Genomic DNA, 23051 nt, shown 5'->3' with positions numbered 1-23051 from the left:
CCATGAAGTTCAATGTTCCCGCCAGGACCAATCCCATCGACAGGATGTCCGTTGTCGGCCGTGCGCAGGATCGGATCGATGGTCCGCTCAAGACTACGGGCCTCGCGCCCTACGCTTATGAACAGCGCGAAGCGGCGAACCCCGCCTACGGCTATGTGATCGGATCGGCAATCGCCAAGGGCACCTTCCGCTGGCTGAACCTGGACGCTGTAAAGGCAGCGCCCGGCGTCATCTCGGTGGTCACCGCAGAGAACGCCGGCACGCTAGGCAAAGGTCAGTTCAATACGGTGAAGCTGCTCGGCGGGCCGGAGGTCGATCACTATCACCAGGCGATCGCTGTCGTCGTCGCAGAGACATTCGAACAGGCCCGCGCCGCCGCCTCCATGGCGCGGGTCGACTATGACCGTACGCAAGGGCGGTTCGATCTAGACCAGGCGTTGAAGATCGCTCCTATCGTTGGCAATGGCGGCCAGCCGGCGGCAGCCGCTACGGTCGGCGATTTCGAAGCTGCTTTCGCCGCCGCGCCGGTAACGATCGATGCCGAATATACGACGCCCGATCACACCCATGCGATGATGGAGCCCTTCGCTTCCGTCGCGGCTTGGCAGGGCGACGAGCTGACGATCTGGACATCGAACCAGATGATCGACTGGGGGCGCGGCGACCTTGCCCGGACGCTCGGCATTCCGAAGGATAAGATCCATTTGCTGTCGCCCTATATCGGCGGCGGCTTCGGTGGAAAACTGTTCCTGCGGACGGACGCTGTCCTCGCCGCGCTGGGAGCAAAGGCGGCGAAGCGGCCAGTGAAGATTGCGCTGCCGCGGCCCTTCATTGCGAACAACAGCACGCATCGCCCCGCAACCCGCCAGCGCATCCGCATTGGCGCGGCGCGCGACGGTACGATCACCGCCATCGCGCATGAAAGCGGCTCGGGCGATCAGCCAGGCGGTGGTCCAGAAACAGCGACGGGTCAGACTGAGCTGCTCTATGCGGGTGCGAACCGGCTGACCGCGCTCCGGCTGGGAGTGCTCGACCTGCCCGAAGGCAACGCCATGCGCGCTCCGGGGGAAGCGCCGGGCATGATGGCGCTTGAAGTCGCCATGGACGAAATGGCCGAGAAGCTGGGAATGGATCCTGTCGCCTTCCGGATCAAGAACGACACCCAGGTCGATCCCGCCAAACCCGAACGGCAGTTTTCGCAACGCCAGCTCGTACGCTGCCTGACGGAAGGCGCCGAACGGTTCGGCTGGTCGCGCAGAAATGCCGTCCCGGGCAAGGTGCGAGACGGGCGCTGGCTGGTCGGAATGGGGGTAGCTGCGGCCTTTCGCAACCATATCAATCGGGCCAGCGGCGCGCGGGTCCATCTCGACCCCGATGGTTTCGTAACGGTCGAAACAGACATGACCGATATCGGCACCGGCAGCTACACCATCATCGCCCAGACCGCAGCGGAGATGATGGGCGTGCAGATGGACGCCGTCAAAGTAAGGCTCGGTAGTTCAACCTTCCCGGTCGCTGCGGGTTCGGGCGGTCAATGGGGTGCGGCCAATGCCACGGCAGGCGTATATGCGGCCTGTGTAAAATTGCGGGAAGCGGTCATCCAAAGCCTGGGCTTTGAAGCAGCCGGCGCCCTGTTCGAAGGTGGCTATGTGCGCAGTGGCAACCGGTTAACGGAACTTCGCAAGGCAGCCGCAGCGGGAAGATTAACGGCCGAGGACCGTATCGAATTTGGCGAACTGGCGGAAAAGTGGCAGCTTTCCACCTTTGGCGCTCACTTCGTCGAGGTTGGCGTCGACTCCTACACCGGCGCCGCGCGCATTCGCCGAATGCTGGCAGTCTGCGCAGCCGGCAGGATCATCAACCCCAAGTCAGCGCGCAGCCAGGTGATCGGCGCGATGACCATGGGGGCCGGCAGCGCACTGATGGAGGAATTGGCCGTCGACAGGCGTTTTGGCTTTTTCGTGAACCATGATCTCGCTTCCTATGAAGTGCCGGTTCATGCCGATATCCCGCATCAGGAAGTGATCTTCCTGGAGGAGGCGGACGACAAGGCCAACCCGATGAAAGCAAAGGGCGTAGGCGAACTCGGGCTGTGCGGTGTAGCCGCGGCCATCGCCAACGCTATCTACAACGCCACTGGTGTCCGCGTGCGCGATTACCCGATCACGCTCGACAAGCACCTGAACCAGCTGCCGCCGCTGACATGATGGAAATTGAAGGCAGGCGCTGCTGTATATGCTCGATCTTCGACCGCTCGGGATCGAACTTCAACGGTTTAGGCTGGTGATTTCCGGCGATAGCTCAGGCGAGGAGGATATAGGCAGCGCCGATTGCCGCACAGGCGCCCAGCACAGGCAGGACGCCGATCTTGAATCTGAACACTGCAATCAGGGCGCCGATCGACAACAGGGTCGCCGGGATGTTGATTGAATCCAGCACTGGCACGTTGAGAGAACCCGTTGGCGTCGCGAGGATTCTGACCTCTCCAAACAGCGTGTGGATGGCGAACCAGAGGGCGAGGTTGAGGATCACGCCAACCACCGCCGCGGTGATCGCTGTCAGGGCAGAGGACAGCGCCTTGTTCCCGCGGAGCCGCTCGATGAAGGGCGCGCCGGCGAATATCCACAGGAAGCAGGGCACGAAGGTGACCCAGGTCGTGAGGATCGCGCCCAGCGTTGCCGCCACCAAGGGCGAGAGTTGACCAGCATCGCGGAATGCCGCGAGGAAGCCGACGAACTGCGTCACCATGATCAGCGGGCCGGGGGTGGTTTCCGCCATGCCGAGGCCGTCGAGCATTTCGCCGGGCTGGAGCCAGCCGAACGTGCCGACCGCCTCCTGCGCGACATAGGCGAGCACGGCATAGGCGCCTCCGAAGGTCACGACCGCCATTTGGCTGAAGAAGCTGGCGATGCGGGAAAATACATCGTCGGGTCCGAGCGTCAGGAACAGCGCCAGAACCGGTGCCAGCCAGAGCAGCAGCAGGACCGAACTGATCCGCAGCGACCAGCCGTAATTGGGCTTTGCATGCTCGGGCAAAGCTTCGCCTAACAGGGTGTCGCGATCATGGATGACCTCGCCACCCGCCGCGCCATGGCCGCCACCGCCCTGGAACTGCGGCAGGCCGCTGCGTCCGCCGAGATAGCCGGCGAGCCCGGCCGCCAGGATAATCACCGGGAAAGGCGCATCGAGGAAGAAGATCGCGACGAACGCAGCGGCGGCTATGCCCCGCATGACGTTGTTCTTGAGCGCCCGAGATCCGACCCGCACGACTGCCTGCACCACGACCGCCAGCACAGCCGCCTTGAGGCCGAAGAAAAGCCCCTCGATCAGCGGCACCTGGCCGAGCAGCACATAGAGGTAGCTCAGGCCCAGTATCGCGAGAAAGCCGGGGAGCACGAACAATGCCCCAGCGATCAGTCCGCCTCTGGTCTTGTGCAGGAGCCAGCCGATATAGACGGCGAGTTGCTGCGCTTCCGGCCCTGGAAGGAGCATGCAGTAATTCAGCGCGTGCAGGAAACGCTCCTCGCCTATCCATCTTTTCTCTTCGACCAGGATGCGGTGCATGACCGCGATCTGCCCCGCCGGCCCGCCAAAGCTGAGCGCGGCGATCCGCGCCCAGACCTTTGTGGCTTCGTTCAAGGAGATGCCGTGGTCGCCGGCCGTCGGCGTCTCCGCGGGGGCGATGGAGGACGCGCTACCCGTCATCGGTCCGTCTTTCTGTTGCTGAAAAAGGCATGAAACTGGTTCAGAGCGTCGCTCGCCATCGCGACGCGCTGAAGATCGTCATCGGTGGATGCGCAGACGCCGGACAGCATGGCGCCGACGCCCGCGGTTTCAGGCCGCGCGAATTTGCTGTCCCCGATATCCAGCTCGTGGATGATCTCTCCGATCGCCATCAGCGCAGAATCCTTTGCCAGATCGGCGCGCAGCAGCAGGGTTTCGAAGCTGCACCGGTCCTCTTCATGGGTGAACTCGGCATCGACCATGTCGAAGCGCAGCTCGCCCGGCGCCGGATCATAGTGGCGGCTGTCGATGAACTTGAAATCAGCATCCGGGTCGATGAAGCGCCGGATCAGCCAGGCGCACGCAATCCGATCGACATGCACGCCGCTGCGGGTGACCCATGTGCGCCCGGTGAGGTCGAGCGGTTTCGAAACTTCGGAGGGTTCGGTGCGGCTGACATCGGGATGCTGGTAGCGCTGACGGTCAAGCTCGGCGAGGGCGGCTTCAGCCTCCTGCCGGCCGTGGGCGCCGAAAAAGTCGAGCTTGCCCACATCTCCCAACCGCTTCTGTAGCTTAGCAATGTCGGGACCGCTGGCCGGACCGGTTTCCAGCAGGCGGCGGGCGGCCTGGGCGATTTCGTCATAATCGGCGTCGCGGGCGTTGTCGAACAGGATGCGAACGTCGGCGTCTGACTGGCCCGCGAGCAGTTGCGCCTCGATAAGCGTCGCCTCGCCGCCGAGCGAGATGATCTCCTCCAGCAGTTCGCGTAAGGCCGTTTCGGCCTCCGGCGATCGGGGAAGAAGATGGACCGCATTCTTCAATGGCACCGCGCCGATCGCCTGCAAACGTCGCCAGATCTTCACGCGCAGATAGGGCGGCTTCGCGGGAAGCTGGTGCAAAAGCGCGAGCCAGAGGGGGGTAGCGGGTAGAATCATGATGCATATGTATCATGAAAATTTGATTCTCGGAAATAGCTATACCAACAACGATCCCCCTCACCTTCAGTCTGCCTTCGGCCAAGGAAGTGGCCCCCTATGCCTCCTTCCATCTGACGGCGAGTTTCTGAAGGGAGCCACCAGCGCGGTTTTTGCAAGTTCAGCATGATATCCTGTAACATCAGCGCTATCATTCTTTGGCAGATGTGATGAACGTCACGGTCGGAGGTGCAACATGCGCTCGCGCTGGGTTTCGGTAGGACTGATAGTATCGGCGCAGATTGCAGGATGCGCGCACCCGCAGGACAAGCCTGTGCCGCTGGCGCTCGCTCCCTCGAGCAAACAGGCGCTGCTTTCCCAATGCTGGCAATCAGCGGCGGAGGGGCATAAGCGCGAGCGCAACGGAAGCTTTCACAGCCTTGCCTTCTATTACGGACTGCATCGCGATGCTCTGCGGCGGCACTGTTCCGCCTATGCGGATGAAGAACAGGCTGGAGCCTGGGACAAGATCAGGAAGCGTTTTCCTGCAACGAACGACAGCCAGTCCTTTCTGCTTTCCTGCCTCAATGCCTCAGAGATCGCAGTTCATAAGAGCTATGATCATCAGCATTTTGCACGTCACAGGGATCTCTGCCGTCAAATGTCAGCCGATCTGCGCCGAGCGTTGCCGTCCTCTTGAAGCAGTGATAGTCGGATGTTGATGCAACGCTTCTTATCGCTCCTTTTCATCACCGTGCTCATGCTTTCGCATGGGTCGGTGAGTGGCGCCGCGTTGCATGCACCGGTGTCGCACGGTCCAGCTGTCGTTAACATCAACGATCATCACGATCATGACACGGACGAAGGCCACGGCTCGTTCACATCATCCGCAGCGGATCCCAAAGGCGATGGCGGCGACCCGCATATGGGCGCTGGCTTTCACGTCCATGTCGTGTGCGATCGGGTGCCGCCGATCGAAATCGGCGCCATGAACCGCCTTGCGCGCAATGATGCTCAGCGCCTGCAGAACATCCATGCGCCGCCGTCGGCAGAACAGCAGCCGCTGCTCGAGCCGCCTGCCGCCTGATTCGCCACGAACTGCGCGGCCGTTTGGCGGCGCCGATTGCGGATCAGGAGACAGTTCATGTTCAAGTCCTTGCGGGCCGCGCTTCTCGCGGCAGCATGCATGCCATCCATGGTTCTCGCAGAGCCTTTGACGATGGAGGACGCGGTCGGTCGCGTCCTCGCATCAGCACCTCAAAATGCCGTCGCATCAGCCCGTGCAGATGCACTGTCCGCAGCTCGGCGGGCAGCCGACACCAAGCCGTCGGCCAGTATTGACGTCCTGGCTGAAAATCTCGGGGTCGGCGGCCGGGATCTCAACGACCAGGTCCAGGTCGAAGCCGTTTACAGTCAGCGGCTGGAGCGTGGGGGCAAAAGGGCTGCGCGGATCGCGGTCGTCGAGAGCGATCTGGCGCTGGCGCGCACCGAAGCCGTCGTGACCAGGCTGGACCTTATTGCTCTGGTGCAGCGCCATTATGTCGATGTGCAAGCTGCCGAGGCCGAGATCGGCATCGCGCGGGAGAAGGTTGCCATTGCGGAGCAGATGAACCGCGAAGTCGCCCGGCGGGTCAGCTCCGCGCGCGATCCGCTGTTCGCCGGCACACGCGCGCGCACCCAACTTGCCGAGGCGCGCGTCGATCTGGAACTGGCGATCCATGCGCGCGACAAGGCGAAGGAGCGGCTCGCAACCCTGTGGGGAGGATCGGGCGAAGGGCTGGAAATCAGTGCGGCGGAGTTCCTTGACTTCAGCCGAAGTGAAAAGGGTGACGCGCTCTCGGCTCCCGATCTTGCCGTGCACGAGGCTCGCGTGACGCGCGCCGAGAAGGCGACGGCCCTGCAGCGAACCCAGGCCGTCCAGGATCCGACCGTCTCCGCCGGACCGCGCTATCTGGCTGGAACGGGTGACGTTGCGCTCGTTGCAGGTGTGTCACTACCTCTCGGCAACCGGCGTCTCAACCAGGCCAATGTAGCGGAAGCCGAGGCGCAACGTCGCCAGGCCGATGCGGCGCTGTCCGTTGCTCGTTTCCAGCAGACGCGCGCGCTCGCCCTTGCGGCAGAAAATGTCGAGGAGTCCCGGCATGAAGCGGAGGCTATTCGTGACAAGGTGATTCCGGGTGCGCGCCAGACGCTTGCCGAGGTGCGCGCCGGTTACAACCGTGGAGGCTTCACCTTCAATGATGTGTCAGCGGCCCAGTCGGCGCTCGCGACTGCGCGTGCGCGCCTGGTCGCCGCTGCGCGCCGCTATTATGAGGCCGGGGTGGATTATGACCGCCTCACCGGCCGCTACGCCAATCTTGCCCAGGAGGCACGTCCATGAAATCCCTGAACCTGCCGCTCATCGTGGCGTTGGCTGTCACATTTCCGCTTGCAGCCTGTGGCGATGCTCCCAAATCGGAAGAGGGCGGCGAAGAGCATGCCGCACCCGGCTCCGATGTCGAGCGAGGGCCTCATAACGGGCGAATGCTGCGCGACGGCGACTTCGCAGTCGAGATGACAATTTTTGAAGAAGGCGTGCCGCCGGAATTTCGCATCTTTGCCTATCGCGACGACAAGCCCGTGGCTCCTGCCGAGGTGAAACTTTCGGTCGTGCTCAAACGCCTTGACGGCGAGGTGAACAACTTCGCCTTCAAGCCGGAAGAGGATTATCTGCGCGGACAGGGCCGTGTCGTCGAGCCACATAGTTTCGATGTCGCCGTGACGGCTGCGGAAGCCGGCAAGACCCACAAATGGCAATATGCCTCCTATGAGGGCCGCACGACGATCAGCGAGGCGGCTGCCCGGGCTGCCGGGCTGGAGTTCGAGAAAGCTGGACCGGCAGCGATTGGCGAAACGGTCGAACTCATCGGCCGTGTTGAACTCGATCCCGCCGCAAGCGCGGAGGTGGGCGCGAAATTTCCGGGCCGGGTGATGTCCGTCTCCGCCAATATCGGCGACCGGGTGCGCGCGGGCCAGACGCTCGCGCGCGTTGAAAGCAGCGAGAGCCTCCAGACCTATGCGGTGCCTGCCCCCATGTCCGGCGTGATCGTAGAGCGTCGATCCAACGTCGGCGCTGTCGCCGGTTATCAGCCGATGTTCATCATCGCCGATCCGTCGCGGGTAGTGGCGACCTTCCCGGTCTTTCCGCGTGAGATGGAGCGCGTGTGGCCGGGCCAGCCGGTCCAGCTTCGGGCCCTGGAAGGGCAGCGTGTACAGCCCTCCGTCATCCGCGACTTCCTGCCGTTGGCGCAGGCATCGACGCAGTCACTAACCGCGCGCGCCGCTCTACCCAATGGGGACGGATTCTGGCGTCCCGGCATGGCCATCCGGGGCCTTGTAACGGTCGAGCAGCGGCAAGTGCCGCTCGCCGTCAAGACGGCGGGGCTCCAGGCCTTTCGCGACTTCACCGTCGTCTTTGCCAAGGTCGGCACCAGCTATGAAGTGCGGATGCTGGAATTGGGGACCAAAGGGCCGGAATGGACCGAGGTCATCAGCGGCATCAAGCCAGGCCAGACCTATGTTGCCAAGGGCAGCTACGTCATCAAGGCCGATATCCAGAAATCCGGCGCGAGCCACGACCACTAAGGGAGGCAGCCATGCTTGAACGCATCATCCGGCTGTCCATCCGACAGCGTTGGGCCGTGCTTGCGGTCGTCCTGCTGCTGAGCGCCCTTGGCATCTACAATTTCGGCCGGCTGAAAATCGACGCCGTGCCGGACATCACCAATGTCCAGGTTCAGATCAACACCAGCGCGCCCGGTTTCTCGCCGCTGGAGGCCGAACAGCGCATCACCTATCCCGTTGAGACGGCTCTCGCGGGCCTGCCTGGGCTTGAATATACCCGCTCCGTCTCGCGCTATGGCCTGAGCCAGGTCACCGTCGTGTTCAAGGACGGCACCGACATCTACTTCGCCCGCCAGTTGGTGAACGAGCGGGTGCAGGGCGTCCGCAGCAGCATTCCCGGTGGCCTGGAACCGGAACTGGGGCCAATCGCGACCGGCCTTGGCGAGATCTTCATGTATACGATCGAGCCCAAGCCCGGCGCCCGCAAGCAGGATGGCTCCGCTTATACGCCGCAGGATCTGCGCACGCTGCATGACTGGGTAGTCCGGCCGCAGCTGAGGACCGTGCCGGGGGTGACGGAAGTGAATTCGGTCGGCGGCTTCCGCAAGGAATATGAGGTTGCGCCCTACCCTGAACGCCTCGCCAGCTTTGGGCTTACGGTCAACGACGTCATCAAGGCGCTGGAAGTCAATAACGCCAATGTGGGCGCGGGCTATGTCGAACGTCATGGCGCGCAATATGTCATCCGCGTGCCCGGACAGGCGGCAAACGAGCAGGATCTTGCCGGCATCATCGTCGCGCGTCGTGAAAACACGCCCATCCGTATTGCCGACGTCGCGGATGTGTCGATCGGCTCTGAAATCAGGAACGGCGCTGCGACCAAGGACGGCAGGGAAGTGGTGCTCGGCACCATCTTCATGCTGGTCGGAGAGAATGCGCGTGAGGTCAGCCTTACGGTGGCCGAACGTCTCGAAGCAGTGAACAAGTCGCTCCCCGCCGGGGTGGTCGCGAACACTGTTTATGACCGGTCCCGGCTGGTGGAGGCCACCGTCGGCACGGTCGAGAAGAACCTTGCGGAAGGCGCTCTGCTCGTCATCGTCGTGCTGTTCCTGCTGCTCGGCAACATCCGGGCGGCGCTCATCACCGCTGCCGTGATTCCGCTTTCCTTCCTCCTCACCATCACCGGCATGGTCGCCAGCGACACGTCGGGTAATCTCATGAGCCTGGGCGCGCTCGACTTTGGCCTGATCGTCGACGGCGCGGTCATTATCGTAGAGAATTGTCTGCGGCGCTTCGGCGAGGCGCAGCACAGGCTGGACCGTATTCTGACGCGCGAAGAACGGTTCGACATCGCCGCCTCCGCTTCGTCGGAGGTGATCCGGCCAAGCCTGTTCGGCATCGCCATCATCACTATCGTCTACCTGCCCATCTTCGCGCTCACCGGCGTGGAGGGCAAGACCTTCCACCCGATGGCCTACACCGTGGTCATCGCCTTGACAGCCGCCTTGCTACTCTCGCTGACCTTCGTGCCAGCTGCGGTGGCGCTGTTCGTCAAGGGACGCATCGAGGAGAAGGAAAACAGGGTGATGCGGGGCGCGAGGCGCGGATATACGCCGTTGCTCGACTATGCCCTGAACAATCGAAAGGTGGTTCTGGCAGGCGCCGCCGCACTGGTTGCGCTCAGTGGCCTTGCCGCCACGCGTCTTGGGTCGGAGTTCATTCCCAATCTCGACGAGGGTGACATTGCTCTGCACGCATTGCGCATTCCGGGGACCAGCCTCACTCAGGCGGTGGACATGCAATCGGCGCTGGAAAGGCGCATCAAGCGCTTCCCCGAGGTCGATCAGGTCTTTGCCAAGATCGGCACGGCCGATGTTGCGACGGATCCTGTGCCGCCAAGCGTAGCGGACACATTCGTCATCATGAAGCCCCGTTCGGAATGGCCCGATCCCCGCAAGCCCAAGGCTCAGCTGGTCGCGGAAATGAACAAGGCGGTGAACGAGGTTCCCGGTTCGCGCTATGAGTTCATCCAGCCCATCCAGATGCGCTTCAACGAACTGATTGCGGGCGTCCGGTCGGACGTCGCCGTCAAAATCTATGGCGACGACCTCGATAGCCTGGCTGCGCTGGCCGGCGAGATTGAGGGCGTCGTGTCCAGGATCCCCGGATCACAGGATAGCCAGACTGAGCAGGTGACCGGTCTGCCGTTCATCCAGATCACACCGAACCGCGAAGTGCTGACCCGCCTTGGCCTCAACATCGATGATGTGCAGACGGTCGTCTCCACCGCAATGGGCGGCGCTGAGGCCGGCCAGGTCTTTGAAGGTGACCGGCGTTTCGACATCGTCGTTCGCCTGCCCGAAAAGCTGCGGCAGGATCCCGTGCTGCTGGAGCGACTTCCCATACCGCTACCTGGAGGCGGCGCGGTTCCGCTGTCCGAGGTCGCATCGATCGAACAGACCACCGATCCTAACCAGATCAGCCGCGAGGATGGGAAAAGGCGTGCGGTCGTCACCACGAACGTCCGCGGGCGTGATCTTGGCTCCTTCATCGCGGAGGTCCAGCAGAAGATCGGCAGCGAGGTGCAGATCCCGGAAGGCTATTGGATCGACTATGGCGGCACGTTCGAGCAACTCCAGTCCGCCTCGCTGCGGTTGCAGATCGTTGTACCGCTGGCGCTGTTGCTCATTTTTGGACTGCTGATGGCGCTGTTCGGATCGGCCAAGGACGCGCTGATCGTCTTTTCCGGGGTGCCGTTGGCACTGACCGGCGGCATTGCCGCGCTGCTCCTTCGCGGCATCCCCTTCTCGATTTCGGCCGGCGTTGGTTTTATCGCGCTCTCAGGCGTGGCCGTGCTCAATGGCGTGGTGATGCTCAGCTTCATACGCCAGTTGCGCGACGAAGGTTTGGAACTTGATCCGGCGATCCGGGAAGGCGCCCTGACACGCTTGCGACCGGTGCTGATGACTGCGCTTGTAGCAAGCCTGGGGTTCGTGCCGATGGCATTGAACGTGGGACCTGGATCGGAGGTTCAGCGTCCGCTCGCGACGGTAGTGATTGGCGGGATCATCTCCTCCACGCTCCTGACGCTGGTGGTCCTTCCGGCGCTGTATCGGGCGGTTCATGGTCGCCGGGGCCGTCAACCTGCGGCTCATGGGGAAACACTCGCCTGAACAGGTGCCCGCGCAGGTTCGCCTGCGCGGGAATATCAGCACGCTGTTGATGTTTCACTTTTGGTGGTGAAATCGTCCAGCCAGCATTAGGTCGGCCGATGATGATGACCTGCCCAGCCACAAGGCAAATTGTCCCTCAGGCACTATCCAACGATGTTCGGCCTCACATCGCACGCTGAGCGGGTGGTTGCTGGCTTTGGGATCGATAATGATTTCCACTGGTCTGGGTTCGCCGGGTTTGAGTTCACGCGCTGAAATGCGACCAGGCGCTTGGGCGGTTGGGGTGCTCCGGCAGCGTCTGTGCTGGGCGGAAAATCAAGATAGGCCTGCACCACTTCAGCGCCACGCCGTGGCCAAAGGGGAAGGCGACGCAAGGATTGCGGCCTTTATCGTGGCCTGACGATCCGCCTGTCGGACAATCTCGTCAGCCGCTTTCAGGGGCGCAAGGTCAGCGCAAAATATGGCAATGCGGGCCTCGCATTTGGGGACGGCGAGCATCGCTGCCCCGGCGCACAGGCCGCACTGCAAAAAAGCTGCCTGTTCCTGGACCGGCTGATGAGGGTGCCGGGGCTGAAGCTCGAACAGTCGCCCGATCTTTCCTAGAACCGGCTGGTGACCGGCTACGAACTGCGCAACTGCGTGATTGTTGGCGACTGACCATTCAAGCGTCAGGTGGTCCGGGCCGGATCAGGCGCAGCCCTCAACATAAGCGAGTACCGGCATCAGGCCGACATGGATCATCTTGACCTTGCCGTCATGACCGATCTCGAAACGCAGCGCAGACGAACCGCTCGACGCGTTTGGCGCCGTCAGATATTTCGCGGGCGCTTCCTCATATTTGTGAGGCTCTTCGCGGAAGCCAGCAAACCATTTCCTGACGTCTGCTTCGCTCGCGCCGACGCCGATGCCCTCGGCAAGTTTAGCGGGGGATCGTTGGCCCAATGTGATGCGCTGCACCTTGCCATCGGTCACGATCGCATAAGCGCCGGGATAATCCGGCGAAGTCACCGTGCGGCAGGCATCGCCGATTTGAGCACCGCGCTCGGCCCAGCCGCTGCCTTTGGGGACGGGTTCGCCGATCATGAGGTCGCCCAGACCTTCAAGTGCGAGGACCTTCGGGTCGGCGGGCGACGCCGGTGACGTGTCAGCGGTGACATCCACGGGTGAGATGGAGGCGGCGTCGCTGGCCGCTGGCCCACTGCCATTGTCTGCGCCCTTTGCCATCGTCGAATGACCAGTCGGTTGGGGATCCGCCGAACAGCCAGTTGCGATGAGAAGAAAGCCGCATAGGGGTGCGATGAGAAGTGAGGTCCTGTTCATGCTGGTACAACGGCAAAGACGGGGGATCGTTTCGCCTGAAGACTGGATATTTCGACATTGTTCGAAATATTATTGACGCACCGCTGATGGTCGGCATATTTCGACGATCATCGAATCAAGGTGGACGGGTCATGGATCAGGACAAGGCTGTGGCGGCTTTGGCCGCGCTTGCGCAGGACACGCGCCTTTCGGTGTTCCGCCTGCTGATAAAGGCTGGTCCCGACGGTATGATCGCGGGCGCATTGGCGGAGGCGATGGATGTTCCGCCCTCCACCATGTCGCATCATCTGGCGAAGCTGGAACTGGCCGGGCTCACCACTTCCTGGCGGACGAGCCGCCAGATCCATTATGCCGCCGACTACGCGGGAATGCAGGCGCTGCTCACATTCCTGATGGCGGATTGCTGTCAGGGCGACCCACGCGCCTGCACCGACCTGCTGTCCACGATCGCCTGCAATGCTGTTGGCGAAGGAGTCTGTCCATGATCACCGATATCGTCATCTACCATAATCCCGAGTGCGGAACGTCACGCAACGCGCTGGCCATGATCCGCAATGCCGGTATCGAGCCGCACGTCATCGAATATCTCAAAACCCCGCCCTCCCGCGCCATGCTGGAAAGCCTGATCGTTCGTGCGGGGATGACGCCGCGCGCGCTCCTGCGCGAAAAGGGCACGCCCTATGCCGAACTTGGGCTGGGTAATGAAAGCCTTTCCGACGCAGCGCTGATCGACGCGATGATGGCGCATCCCATCCTCATAAACCGGCCGCTGGTCGTGTCTCCGCTGGGGGTGAAGCTGTGTCGCCCTTCCGAGGCCGTCCTTGACCTGATCCCGGCGGCGCAGCGCGGCGCATTCAGCAAGGAGGACGGCGAACAGGTAATCGACGCCACGGGCAACCGCGTGCCAGCCGAAATGCCACCTCACAGCTGATGGAACAGCAATGACCGCAAGCAGACCTCCGCGCCTGTCCTTTCTGGACCGATACCTTACCTTGTGGATTTTCCTCGCCATGGCACTGGGCGTCGGCCTTGGAACAAGCGTCGAGGGATTGCCGCAGGCCATCAACAGCCTGTCCTGGGGCACCACGAACATCCCGATCGCCATTGGCCTCATCCTGATGATGTATCCCCCGCTGGCGCGCGTGCGCTATGAGGAACTGCCGCGGGTGTTCGATGATCGGCGCGTTCTGGCGATCTCGCTGATCCAGAACTGGATCATCGGCCCTGTCCTGATGTTCGTGCTGGCGGTCATATTCCTGCGCGATCAGCCGGAATATATGACCGGTCTCATCCTTATCGGCCTTGCCCGCTGCATCGCCATGGTGATCGTCTGGAACCAGCTCGCCAAGGGCGACAATCAATATGTCGCGGCGCTGGTGGCGTTCAACTCAATCTTCCAGATCCTGTTCTTCAGCGTCTATGCCTGGTTTTTTCTCGCCTTCCTGCCGCCCCTGTTCGGGCTTGAAGGAAGCGTCATTGATGTCAGCTTCTGGACGATCGCCGAGGCAGTGCTGATCTATCTTGGCATCCCCTTCCTCGCGGGATTCCTGACCCGCAAGTGGCTGGCAAAGGCCAAGGGCAACGAGTGGTATGAAACCCGCTTCCTGCCCAGGATCGGCCCGATCACGCTGGTCGCGCTGCTCTTCACCATCGTCGCCATGTTCAGCCTGAAAGGCAACGAGATCGTTACCCTGCCCGGTGACGCCCTTCGCATCGCCATACCGCTGACGATCTATTTCGTTGTCCAGTTCACGATCAGCTTCTTCATGGGCAAGCTGATCGCCAGCGACTATCCGCGCACCACGGCCGTCGCCTTCACGGCGGCGGGCAATAATTTCGAGCTGGCCATCGCAGTCGCCATCGCCGCCTTCGGGCTGGCGTCCCCGGTCGCATTTGCGGCCGTGATCGGACCGCTTGTCGAGGTGCCGGTGCTGATCCTGCTGGTCAATGTCGCCTTCTGGTTCGGGCGACGGTGGTTTCCCGACACCGTGCCTGCCGCCACGTAAGCGAGCGCAGCCCTGAACCGATCATTCGGATCGAATTGTCATTGCTTCGCGGCTTCGGCAGCCGCCAGCACCCGCAGCACATTGCCGGACCAGATTTTGGCGATGTCGCTTTCCGAATAACCGGCCTTGAGCAAGGCTTCCGTGATCCTGGGCAATGCCGTGACATCCTCCATGCCCGCGACGCCGCCGCCACCGTCCCAGTCCAGACCTATCCCGACATGGTCCGGCCCCACCACTTTCAGCGCATGGAGCATGTGCGCCATGAAGTCGTCGAAGGTCGGCTTGTCGGTTTCGGGATAAAGCCGGTCGATCTCCTGCCGCTGTGCCAGAAACTGCGCGCGCGCTTCGGGCGAGGTGTTCGCGCCTTCGCGCATCTGTCCGAATAAAGCCGCAAGCGCCTTTTGCCGTTCCGGGTTCGGCTTGATGGCGCGTAGATAGGCGCCATAGGCGTTCATCTGGATGACCCCGCCCTTGGCGGCCAGCGCCTTCAGATGGGCATCGTCGATATTGCGTGGATGGTCATAGATCGCCTTGCATCCTGAGTGGGTCAGCAGCACAGGCGTCGTCGACAGGGCGAGCAAATCGTCAAGCACCTGGTCACTGCTGTGGGAGGCGTCGGGAACGATGCCGAGGCGGTTCATTTCCTTGAGCAATTCCTTGCCCACCGGACTAAGGCCGCCGTAGCGCGGCTTTTTGGACGGGTCGGTCGAACTGTCTGCAAACTGATTGTGCGCGAAGTGGGCAAATCCCGCCACGCGCACGCCCATGTCATAGAACAGGTCGAGCAGTGTCACATCCTCGCCCAGCGGGTAGGCGTTTTCCATCGACATGTAGACGACCCGCTTGCCCGCTCTGGTGATGGCCGCGGCATCCTCTGCCTGTAGCGCAAGCGCGAAATTCCTGGGATCAGCCGCCACCATCTCGCGAATGGACACACCGCGCATCACGGCGAAGTCGCGCGCGTGGCGAAAGCCTTGCTCCGTCAGCGGCCCCTGGCTGGTGTAAATGGCCCAGAAGCCGCCATCCAGCCCCCCTTTCTTCATGCGGGGCAGATCGACCTGGGTGAAGTCGCTATGGACATCATGCTCTTCGTCGATCGACCAGCCGGGCTGATCGAGCGAAGCGGGCGTATCGAGGTGGCTATCAAGCGTGATGAGCCGTTCGTGCAACCTGGCGGTCGCCTTCGATACCGCCTGGGCCTGTGTCGAAGCGATCGGCAGCAGCGCAACCAGCACCGCGCCCAGAAGATAGTGTCGCATGGTCAGATTTCGCCTGAACAATTCATTGCTCCTTGATGACGAGTGACTTGCCATGGAATTTGGCAGGTTGGACGTTGCGAATAGTCTGAAGCTTTCGGCCGTTGGCGCCCATCCACGTGACTTCCACCGTCACCGGCTTCATGGACCGGAGTCCGAAATGCAGGGGTGCGGCATTTTCGGAATTATAGCCATCGCCGGTGGACAATTGCCGCGTGGCAAGGATTTTTCCGGCCTTGTCGTACAATCGCACCTCCGCCCCCATCCGCGTGAAGCGGCCCTTTGCGTCAAGCAGCGTGACGGACAGGCTGCGCCTGGCAGCCGCCCGGTCCAGATCATTGCGGAACAGGAAATGTCCACCCTGGCTGGTGTAGCCGCGCATCACGGACAGGTCGAGCGCGCCGTCCCGGTTATAATCGACCCACTGCACGCCATGGTCGCCGACATTCAGCTTCGACTTTTCCGTCAGGATCTGTCGGAATCCCTTGCCTCCTTCATTGTGAAACAGGCTGTTATTGGGCTGCTGCTGGTCGCGCGGACCATGATAGGATGTGACGAAGAGATCCAGAAATCCGTCATTGTCATAATCGCCCCACACCGCGCCGACGGCATGGTTGTCGAGCGCGACGCCCATTTCGCTGGCGACGTTGGTGAAGGTGCCATCGCCATTATTGTGATACAGCGCGTTAACACCGTAATTTGGCACGAACAGGTCGAGGAACCCGTCATTGTCATAGTCGCCGACGGCGCAGCCCACCCCGCCTTCGTCCTTTGCACGGCCCGGATTATCCAACCCCAGCTTTGGCGCGACATCGGTGAAAGTGCCATCACCATTGTTGCGCCAGAGAGCATCGGCCGCCCCGGACTGGTTGGCGAGAAAGACATCGAGGAACCCGTCCCGGTCATGATCGAACCAGCAGGCGCCGACCGTGGCACGCGGATCGGACACGCCCGCCTCCGCCAGAACCTGCGTGAACCTGCCATCGTCGTTGCGGTACAGGCTGTTCGGGCCGATGCGGTTGGCGGCATAGACATCCAGGTCGCCGTCATTGTCATAATCGACCCAACTGGTCTGGCGGGCTGACCGCTTTGGGATCGTCAGGCCCAGTTCGGGCGCGACATTGGCGAACTTCTTTCCGCCTTCATTGCGAAAGACCAGGCTGAGATCGCCGGGCATCGTCGCCCCGCCCAGCAGGTCGATCCATCCATCGCCATCATAATCGCCCCAGGCGACACCGCGCATTTCCGGGCCGGACGTCGGCAGTCCCAGCATCGGCCCGACATTGACGAACGTGCCGCCGTCGTTGCGATAGAGGCGAATATCCCCGCCCTTGAGCGAAACGGCGAGATCCAGATCGCCATCATTGTCGAAATCCGCCCAACTATTGGACAATGACCCCGCAATGGCGAAATCACTCGTCTGGATAGAAGTGAAAGCCGGTTCGACAGGCTGCACGGCATCCTGCGCAGCCGCAGGCGCGGATAGCGCCATCAGTGGCAGGATATGACAAAGCGTCCGGTTGAGTGATGGCATGGCCTGCTTCCCCCTTCTTGTCAGATTTGGCTGATCTTGCGCGTGTCGGGCATGCGCAGATAGACGATCAAGGACACCGCGATCATCGCGGTGACATACCAGTAAAATCCGCCTTCCATCCCGGCCTGCTTCATCCACAGCGCCGCATATTCGGCTGTCCCGCCGAACAGCGTGTTGGCAAGCGCATAGGGGAGCGCCACGCCCAGCGCGCGGATATTGGCCGGGAACAGTTCAGCTTTCACGATGGCGTTGATCGACGTGTAGCCGGTGACGATCACCAACCCGGCCAGCACCAGCAGAAAGGCGTCGAAGGAGGATGTCACATTTTCGAGCGCGGTGAAGATCGCGGTGGTGAAGAGGACGCCGGTTACGCCGAAGCCCACCAGCAACGGCTTGCGCCCGATCCGGTCGGACAACAGCCCCGCCATGGGTTGAAGCAGCATGTAGATGAACAGCGCCGATGCCATGATCGCCGTAGCAGTCTGGCGACCGAAGCCCGCGCTGTTGACCAGGAATTTCTGCATGTAGGTGCTGTAGGCGTAGAAGGCGAGCGTGCCTCCGGCAGTCAGGGCCATCACCAGCAGCACTTCGCGCGGATGCTTGGCGATGAGGTTCCATCCACTTGACCGGGGCTGCTCCTTTACCGCAGCGCTCTCTTCAAAGGCGTCGGTTTCCTTGAGGCCGCGACGCAGGCGATAGACGCCTATCGCCATCAAGCCGCCGATGACAAAGGGTATGCGCCAGCCCCAGCTTTCCAGTTGATGCTCGGTCAGAAACTGTTGAAGCAACAACAGCACGCAAAGGTTGCCGATCGATCCGCCCAGGATCGATCGCAAGCGGTCCTGCGGGGATATACCAGTCCGCGCGAGAGACGAAACATGTTCCATCCCCGTTGATACGGACGGCATGCATCCATTCTGCTACTGGCCGTCGGCGGAAACCAATATTATCGAATTGTCGTCGCCCGGCACGGCGCGGACGTCAAAGCCGCTTTCCAGCGCATCGACGAAATCCTGCGACCGGTCGAGCCGGAAGGCGCCACCCACACGAAGGCTGGCGATCGCCGGGTCGCCGATCACCAACGGGGTCGCGCGGTAACGATTGAACTCCTCGACAGCCTGGGCAAGCGTGTCTCCGTCAAATTCCACCATGCCCTGCTGCCACGCTATCCGGCGCTTGATCTTGGCGGGTTCAAGATAAGTGACGGCGATGCTGCCGCTGCGCACCGCGGCGCTCCGCCCGCTCTCGATCCGTCGCACCGCGGAACCGCCATTGCGAACCGCCACGATCCCCTCGATCACCGTCAATTCCGTGACTTCCGCCCGCAACCGCACGTTGAACATCGTGCCAACCGCGCGCACCAGCGTGCCTTCGGCATTCACGATGAAGGGCCGCCTGCCATCATGGGCCACATCGAAACGCGCCTCACCCTTCAACAGCTTGATCGACCGGACATCGTCGCGCAGGGCGACCTCCACCGAACTGTCGGTGTTGAGATGCACCAGCGATCCGTCCGCCAGGCGCACGGTACGCGTTTCGCCGATAGCCGTGCGATAATGATCGACCGTGCCCAACAGGCGCAAGGCCACCGTCGCCACCACTCCGATCGATGCCGCGGCGGCCAGTCCGGCAAACAGGCCCCGCCGACCAATCCAATGCCGTTGATCGTCCGGCCTCCATTCCTCTTCGGGCGCCGGGTCCGGCACATGGCAATCGCTTGCCCCGGCCCGAAGTTCATTCAGCCGCGCGGCCAGTTCCCATCCGGCCTCGGCCTTTGCGAAGGCAAAGCCGTGGGCTGCGTCCTGAGCGACCCAGGCATAGGCTGCGTCCCAATCCTCAGCCGCGTCGCTTTCCCGCGCCTTAAGGTACAGACGAGCCGCTTCGGCTTCGATCGCCTGCATGTCCTGCGCGCTTTTGTAGCGACCAACCAAATCCCGAACCCTCAAACTGCCCGATAGCTTGCATTATCTTCACGGCTGCGCGCGTCAAATGCTTGTCTACTGTAAAGACGGCCAGCCCCATTTCCTCTGCTATGTCCTTGACCGATTTTCCGTGGACGCGCCGAAGGATGAAGGCACGGCGGCATTGCGGTGGCAGCGTGTCGAGAATGATCTGGAGATGGCGCAATTCGTCGCGCGCGTGCAGGGCTTCTTCCGTCGAATTGTCGGCATGCAGAACGTCCAGTTCCGTGACCAGTTCGAACGACACGATCTTTTCCCGCCGGGCCTCGTCGATCAGCAGATTGCGCGCGATCTGAAAGAGAAAAGCCTTGCCGCTGTGCGTGCGATGGATATCGCCATTGGCATAGGCGCGCGCCATGCATTCAGCGACAATGTCATCCACGTCATGGCTGCGCGATACGATGCGGCGCAAACGTGAGCGCAGCGCTCCTTCATGCGGCAGAATCGCCTGCTTGAACCAATCCAGCCTTTCCCTGACCGATTTTGCGTCCACGCCCGTCCCCCGTTCCTGTCGCCACTCTCCTCCCACGCATTTTCCTGTCGATGCGAAGCGGCCGTCATCCGCCAACCGGCGCCTCGCGTCACGAAAATGAGATATTTTCAAGCGTCGTTAGCAGAAACGCGATCGGCCTCCGTATCCACCATCAACGGTCCAAATATTTCACGGGGGGTATTATGACGCGAAATTCTCGAAACATGCCTTTATACGCGGCGGCGGCGGTTCTTGCCGTGGTTTCCCAGGCTCCTGCCAATGCGGCGGAGCGCACGGCATTCAAGATCCCGGCCCAGTCGATGCAGACCGCGTTGACGCTGTTTGCCAAGCAGTCCGGCATCCAGCTTCTGTTCCCCTATGATCAGGTTGCCGGTCTTCGCGCACAGTCGGTCAATGGCAAGATGGCGCCTGACCTGGCGTTGCAAAGGCTGATCGCCGGGTCGGGGCTGAAGATCACCTTGTCAAACAGCAATGTCATCGCGCTGTCGCTGGGTGCGCGAACGCCCAAGGGGCGCGCGGTCGAAGTCGCCAGCCTGGGCGTGACCGGCTTGCCCTTCGCCATGCAACCGAGCGGCGCAGCCGTTGCGCCCCAGGCGAGCCTGGCCGATGAGGAGCCGACTGGTGCCGCCATCGTCGTGACAGGATCGCGTGGCCAGGCGCGCACCGTCACCGACAGCCCGACGCCGATCGACGTGATTTCCGGCGCAGACCTTACCCGGACCGGCAAGGCGGGCGTGTTCCAGGCGCTGAACACATTGGTGCCTTCGTTCAACCTTCCCGTACGCGCTGGCGGCGCGACGTCCACCGTCATCGCGACCGGCGGCCTGCGCGGCCTTAACCCCGATCAGGCGCTGATCCTGGTCAACGGCAAACGTCGGCACAAAACCTCGCTCATCAACGCCGTGTCCACGCTCTACAATGGATCTGTCCCGGCCGATCTCGACATGATCCCGACCTCCGCCGTGGATCATATCGAAGTGCTGCGTGACGGCGCAGCTGCGCAATATGGGTCGGACGCCATCGCCGGGGTCATCAATATCATCCTGAAGGAAGACGCCAAGGGCGGCTCCGCCAACTTCACCGCCGGTCAGAATTTCGACCGGTCGGACGGCGAACTTTATCAGGCCGACCTGAATTTCGGCATGAAGCTTGGCGATAACGGCTTTGCAAACTTGTCCCTGAACCTCAAGAAGCAGGAAATGTCGAACCGCGCCCTGCCGCTGGCGGACTGCTCGGTGACGGCGACGACGACATGTCTCTACCCGCTGGTAGGCGGCCAGCTCGACCCGCGCGACGCGGCGGCGGTAGGCACCGACCGGATCGTGACCATCAGCTATGGCGTCATGCCATCGCGAAGCATCAATACCGCGCTGAACGCAGGATATGATCTGGGCGGGGTGCAGCTCTATGCCTTTGGCACATACAGCCAGCGCCGGTCGGACCTGTGGTATTCCTATCGCTACCCCAAGGACATCAACAATGTCATGGGCGTCTTCCCGAACGGTTATCGCCCGCATATCATGATCGACGAAGAGGATTTCGAGCTGACAGTCGGCGCGAAGGGCGAGATCGCGGGATGGGACTGGGACTTGTCCACCGGCTATGGCCGCAATCGCGCCCGCCAGTCGTCGGAAGGAACGCTCAATCCTTCGCTGGGCCTGCTCAGCCCGACCGAATTCTATATCGGCACGTTGAAGTCGTCGGAATTCGTCACATCGCTCGATCTGACGCGGGGCTTTGACCTGGGCGGAGGCAATCTGCAGGTTTCGGCCGGCGCACAGCACCGCCATGAACGCTACCAGACCTTCGCCGGCGACCCGGCCAGCTACGCGGTAGGCCCCGCAATCGTGCCAGGGATGACGCCGGGCGCCCAAAGCTCGGCGGGCTTTCAGCCGGACGATGCCGCCTATATGTCGCGTGACAATTATGCCGTCTATGCCGACGTGGCATGGGACCCGAGCAAGGACCTAACCATCGGCGCCGCCGCGCGCTTTGAAACCTATGACGATGGCAGCGGCGACACGCTGATCTGGAAGCTCAACGGCCGCTATGCGGCGACCGACTGGATCGCTTTCCGCGCGGCGGCGAACACCGGCTTCCGCGCGCCAGCGGTGGCGCAACAAATCTATACGCAGACGACCAACCAGTTCCGCACGGTGAACGGCGTGAACAACGTGCTTGTCCAGATCAAGACGCTGGCAGTGGATGATCCGGCAGCGATCGCTCTGGGCGCAAAGCCGCTGCAACCCGAAAAGTCGTTCAACATTTCCGCCGGCGTCGTGCTGACGCCGATGCCGAACTTCAACCTGACCATCGACGCCTATCAGATCAACGTCGATGATCGCATCACCATCACCAGCACGCTGACCGGCACGGCCATATCCGACATCCTGATCGCCAGCGGCGTCCCCGCAGCTGAAGCGCAGACGCTGACGGCGCAATATTACACCAACGCCATCGACACCCGCACGCGCGGTATCGACATTGTTGCGTCCTACAGACACAGCCTGTTCGACATGGTGAACATGCAGTGGAACCTGGGCTATAATTACAACAAGACCAAGATCACGAACATCATCGACAATCCGCCCGAACTGAGCGCCATCAGCTTTGAGCTTTTCGATCGGGCGCGGCGCAGCAACATGACCAACAATCTGCCGCGCACGAAGCTGTCGATCAGCAATCTGGCGACCATGGGCGACTTCACCCTGTCGTCGCGCCTGACACGCTTTGGTGGCTTCAAGTCATATCAGAATGGCGTCACCGTCGGCGGCGTGACGACCTATCCCAACGACCGCAGCTATGGCGCCAAGTGGATCACCGACGCGGAACTGAGCTGGCAGGTGACGCCGCTGGTCAATCTCGCGATCGGCGCGAACAATCTGTTCAACGTCTATCCCGACAAGAACCGTGTGACCGACATCAGCGCAACGCTGGGCCAGGGCGCTTATCCGGGAACCTCGCCTGTCGGCTTTACCGGCGGCTTCTATTACGGTCGGGTCGGGCTGAACTTCTGATCCATCACCGACTGCGCGCCGCCCCAGCATTTCAGGGGCGGCGCATTTTTC

At 62.1% G+C, this 23051-nt stretch carries 18 protein-coding genes and 1 pseudogene; 10 read left to right on the top strand and 9 right to left on the bottom strand.

Translation table 11 applies throughout. From position 1 onward, the window contains the following. Window positions 1-2: 2 nt before the first annotated feature. A complete protein-coding gene (paoC, locus tag K663_RS03295) occupies window positions 3-2207 on the top strand; it encodes an aldehyde oxidoreductase molybdenum-binding subunit PaoC (RefSeq protein WP_062114016.1) in 2205 nt (734 codons plus the stop codon). Window positions 2208-2301: 94 nt separating this feature from the next. On the opposite strand, the gene chrA is transcribed toward paoC, so the two are convergent. Then, a complete protein-coding gene (chrA, locus tag K663_RS03290) occupies window positions 2302-3705 on the bottom strand; it encodes a chromate efflux transporter (RefSeq protein ID WP_062114015.1) in 1404 nt (467 codons plus the stop codon). Then, the gene (locus K663_RS03285; RefSeq protein ID WP_062114014.1) at window positions 3702-4658 is read right to left on the bottom strand and encodes a chromate resistance protein ChrB domain-containing protein; all 957 of its coding nucleotides are present in this window, start codon (window positions 4656-4658) and stop codon (window positions 3702-3704) included. Before K663_RS03285 ends, chrA begins: the two co-directional genes overlap by 4 nt. Window positions 4659-4971: 313 nt before the next feature. Between K663_RS03285 and K663_RS03280 the strand changes: the two genes are divergently transcribed. From K663_RS03280 to K663_RS03260, 5 genes are read left to right on the top strand one after another with little or no spacing between them, the layout of a single operon-like run. Beyond that, window positions 4972-5337: a hypothetical protein gene (locus tag K663_RS03280; protein ID WP_145902221.1), complete on the top strand. Its 366-nt coding sequence runs from the start codon at window positions 4972-4974 to the stop codon at window positions 5335-5337. Window positions 5338-5358: 21 nt separating this feature from the next. Beyond that, window positions 5359-5724 (top strand): hypothetical protein, encoded by a 366-nt coding sequence (locus K663_RS03275; protein ID WP_145902220.1) that lies wholly within the window; start codon window positions 5359-5361, stop codon window positions 5722-5724. 57 nt (window positions 5725-5781) lie between these two features. Continuing rightward, the gene (locus tag K663_RS03270; protein WP_062114009.1) at window positions 5782-7017 is read left to right on the top strand and encodes a TolC family protein; all 1236 of its coding nucleotides are present in this window, start codon (window positions 5782-5784) and stop codon (window positions 7015-7017) included. Then, entirely contained in the window at window positions 7014-8261 is a 1248-nt protein-coding gene (locus K663_RS03265; protein WP_062114006.1) for an efflux RND transporter periplasmic adaptor subunit, read from the top strand. Before K663_RS03270 ends, K663_RS03265 begins: the two co-directional genes overlap by 4 nt. Before the next feature lie 11 nt (window positions 8262-8272). Continuing rightward, entirely contained in the window at window positions 8273-11413 is a 3141-nt protein-coding gene (locus tag K663_RS03260) for an efflux RND transporter permease subunit (protein WP_062114004.1), read from the top strand. A 54-nt stretch (window positions 11414-11467) separates the two neighbouring features. Here the strand turns inward: K663_RS03260 and K663_RS25215 are convergent, their stop codons facing one another. Next, window positions 11468-11632: a hypothetical protein gene (locus K663_RS25215; RefSeq protein WP_443018989.1), complete on the bottom strand. Its 165-nt coding sequence runs from the start codon at window positions 11630-11632 to the stop codon at window positions 11468-11470. 468 nt (window positions 11633-12100) lie between these two features. Next, complete coding sequence (locus K663_RS03255) at window positions 12101-12637, bottom strand: hypothetical protein (protein ID WP_235589501.1); 537 nt, start codon at window positions 12635-12637, stop codon at window positions 12101-12103. 227 nt (window positions 12638-12864) lie between these two features. Here K663_RS03255 and K663_RS03250 point away from each other — a divergent pair, with 227 nt between their 5' ends. From K663_RS03250 to arsB, 3 genes are read left to right on the top strand one after another with little or no spacing between them, the layout of a single operon-like run. Next, window positions 12865-13218, top strand: coding sequence for an ArsR/SmtB family transcription factor (locus K663_RS03250; protein ID WP_062114000.1), 354 nt, complete (start codon window positions 12865-12867; stop codon window positions 13216-13218). Beyond that, window positions 13215-13664, top strand: coding sequence for an arsenate reductase (glutaredoxin) (gene arsC / locus K663_RS03245; RefSeq protein WP_062113998.1), 450 nt, complete (start codon window positions 13215-13217; stop codon window positions 13662-13664). Before K663_RS03250 ends, arsC begins: the two co-directional genes overlap by 4 nt. Before the next feature lie 10 nt (window positions 13665-13674). Next, window positions 13675-14739 carry an ACR3 family arsenite efflux transporter gene (gene arsB, locus K663_RS03240; RefSeq protein WP_062113996.1) on the top strand — a complete coding sequence of 355 codons (1065 nt, stop codon included), beginning with the start codon at window positions 13675-13677 and terminating at the stop codon, window positions 14737-14739. A gap of 38 nt (window positions 14740-14777) precedes the next feature. On the opposite strand, the gene K663_RS03235 is transcribed toward arsB, so the two are convergent. From K663_RS03235 to K663_RS03215, 5 genes and pseudogenes are all read right to left on the bottom strand, one after another. Continuing rightward, window positions 14778-15998, bottom strand: coding sequence for a dipeptidase (locus tag K663_RS03235; RefSeq protein ID WP_062120230.1), 1221 nt, complete (start codon window positions 15996-15998; stop codon window positions 14778-14780). 22 nt (window positions 15999-16020) lie between these two features. Then, on the bottom strand, window positions 16021-17529 hold the full coding sequence (locus tag K663_RS03230; protein ID WP_062113994.1) for a CRTAC1 family protein: 1509 nt from the start codon (window positions 17527-17529) through the stop codon (window positions 16021-16023). 20 nt (window positions 17530-17549) lie between these two features. Next, window positions 17550-18338 (bottom strand): annotated as a pseudogene (locus K663_RS03225) (MFS transporter); the annotation flags it as partial. Between the two features lie 111 nt (window positions 18339-18449). Beyond that, the gene (locus K663_RS03220) at window positions 18450-19430 is read right to left on the bottom strand and encodes a FecR family protein (protein ID WP_062113990.1); all 981 of its coding nucleotides are present in this window, start codon (window positions 19428-19430) and stop codon (window positions 18450-18452) included. Continuing rightward, a complete protein-coding gene (locus tag K663_RS03215) occupies window positions 19390-19983 on the bottom strand; it encodes an RNA polymerase sigma factor (RefSeq protein WP_062120227.1) in 594 nt (197 codons plus the stop codon). Before K663_RS03215 ends, K663_RS03220 begins: the two co-directional genes overlap by 41 nt. 203 nt (window positions 19984-20186) lie before the next feature. Between K663_RS03215 and K663_RS03210 the strand changes: the two genes are divergently transcribed. After that, window positions 20187-23000: a TonB-dependent receptor gene (locus tag K663_RS03210; RefSeq protein ID WP_235589500.1), complete on the top strand. Its 2814-nt coding sequence runs from the start codon at window positions 20187-20189 to the stop codon at window positions 22998-23000. Window positions 23001-23051 lie beyond the last annotated feature (51 nt).

Source organism: Sphingobium sp. MI1205 (assembly GCF_001563285.1).
Classification (GTDB): Bacteria; Pseudomonadota; Alphaproteobacteria; order Sphingomonadales; family Sphingomonadaceae; genus Sphingobium.
This window is presented reverse-complemented; position numbering and strand designations above follow the sequence as displayed.

Coding starts and splice junctions, on each gene's coding strand:
- K663_RS03210 (WP_235589500.1), top strand. CDS start 20,187: ATGCCTTTATACGCGGCGGCGGCGGTTCTTGCCGTGGTTTCCCAGGCT.
- K663_RS03265 (WP_062114006.1), top strand. CDS start 7,014: ATGAAATCCCTGAACCTGCCGCTCATCGTGGCGTTGGCTGTCACATTT.
- K663_RS03235 (WP_062120230.1), bottom strand. CDS start 15,998: ATGCGACACTATCTTCTGGGCGCGGTGCTGGTTGCGCTGCTGCCGATC.
- K663_RS03255 (WP_235589501.1), bottom strand. CDS start 12,637: ATGGCAAAGGGCGCAGACAATGGCAGTGGGCCAGCGGCCAGCGACGCC.
- K663_RS03220 (WP_062113990.1), bottom strand. CDS start 19,430: ATGCAGGCGATCGAAGCCGAAGCGGCTCGTCTGTACCTTAAGGCGCGG.
- arsC (WP_062113998.1), top strand. CDS start 13,215: ATGATCACCGATATCGTCATCTACCATAATCCCGAGTGCGGAACGTCA.
- K663_RS03270 (WP_062114009.1), top strand. CDS start 5,782: ATGTTCAAGTCCTTGCGGGCCGCGCTTCTCGCGGCAGCATGCATGCCA.
- K663_RS03285 (WP_062114014.1), bottom strand. CDS start 4,658: ATGATTCTACCCGCTACCCCCCTCTGGCTCGCGCTTTTGCACCAGCTT.
- K663_RS03260 (WP_062114004.1), top strand. CDS start 8,273: ATGCTTGAACGCATCATCCGGCTGTCCATCCGACAGCGTTGGGCCGTG.
- K663_RS03250 (WP_062114000.1), top strand. CDS start 12,865: ATGGATCAGGACAAGGCTGTGGCGGCTTTGGCCGCGCTTGCGCAGGAC.
- K663_RS03275 (WP_145902220.1), top strand. CDS start 5,359: ATGCAACGCTTCTTATCGCTCCTTTTCATCACCGTGCTCATGCTTTCG.
- paoC (WP_062114016.1), top strand. CDS start 3: ATGAAGTTCAATGTTCCCGCCAGGACCAATCCCATCGACAGGATGTCC.
- arsB (WP_062113996.1), top strand. CDS start 13,675: ATGACCGCAAGCAGACCTCCGCGCCTGTCCTTTCTGGACCGATACCTT.
- chrA (WP_062114015.1), bottom strand. CDS start 3,705: ATGACGGGTAGCGCGTCCTCCATCGCCCCCGCGGAGACGCCGACGGCC.
- K663_RS03230 (WP_062113994.1), bottom strand. CDS start 17,529: ATGCCATCACTCAACCGGACGCTTTGTCATATCCTGCCACTGATGGCG.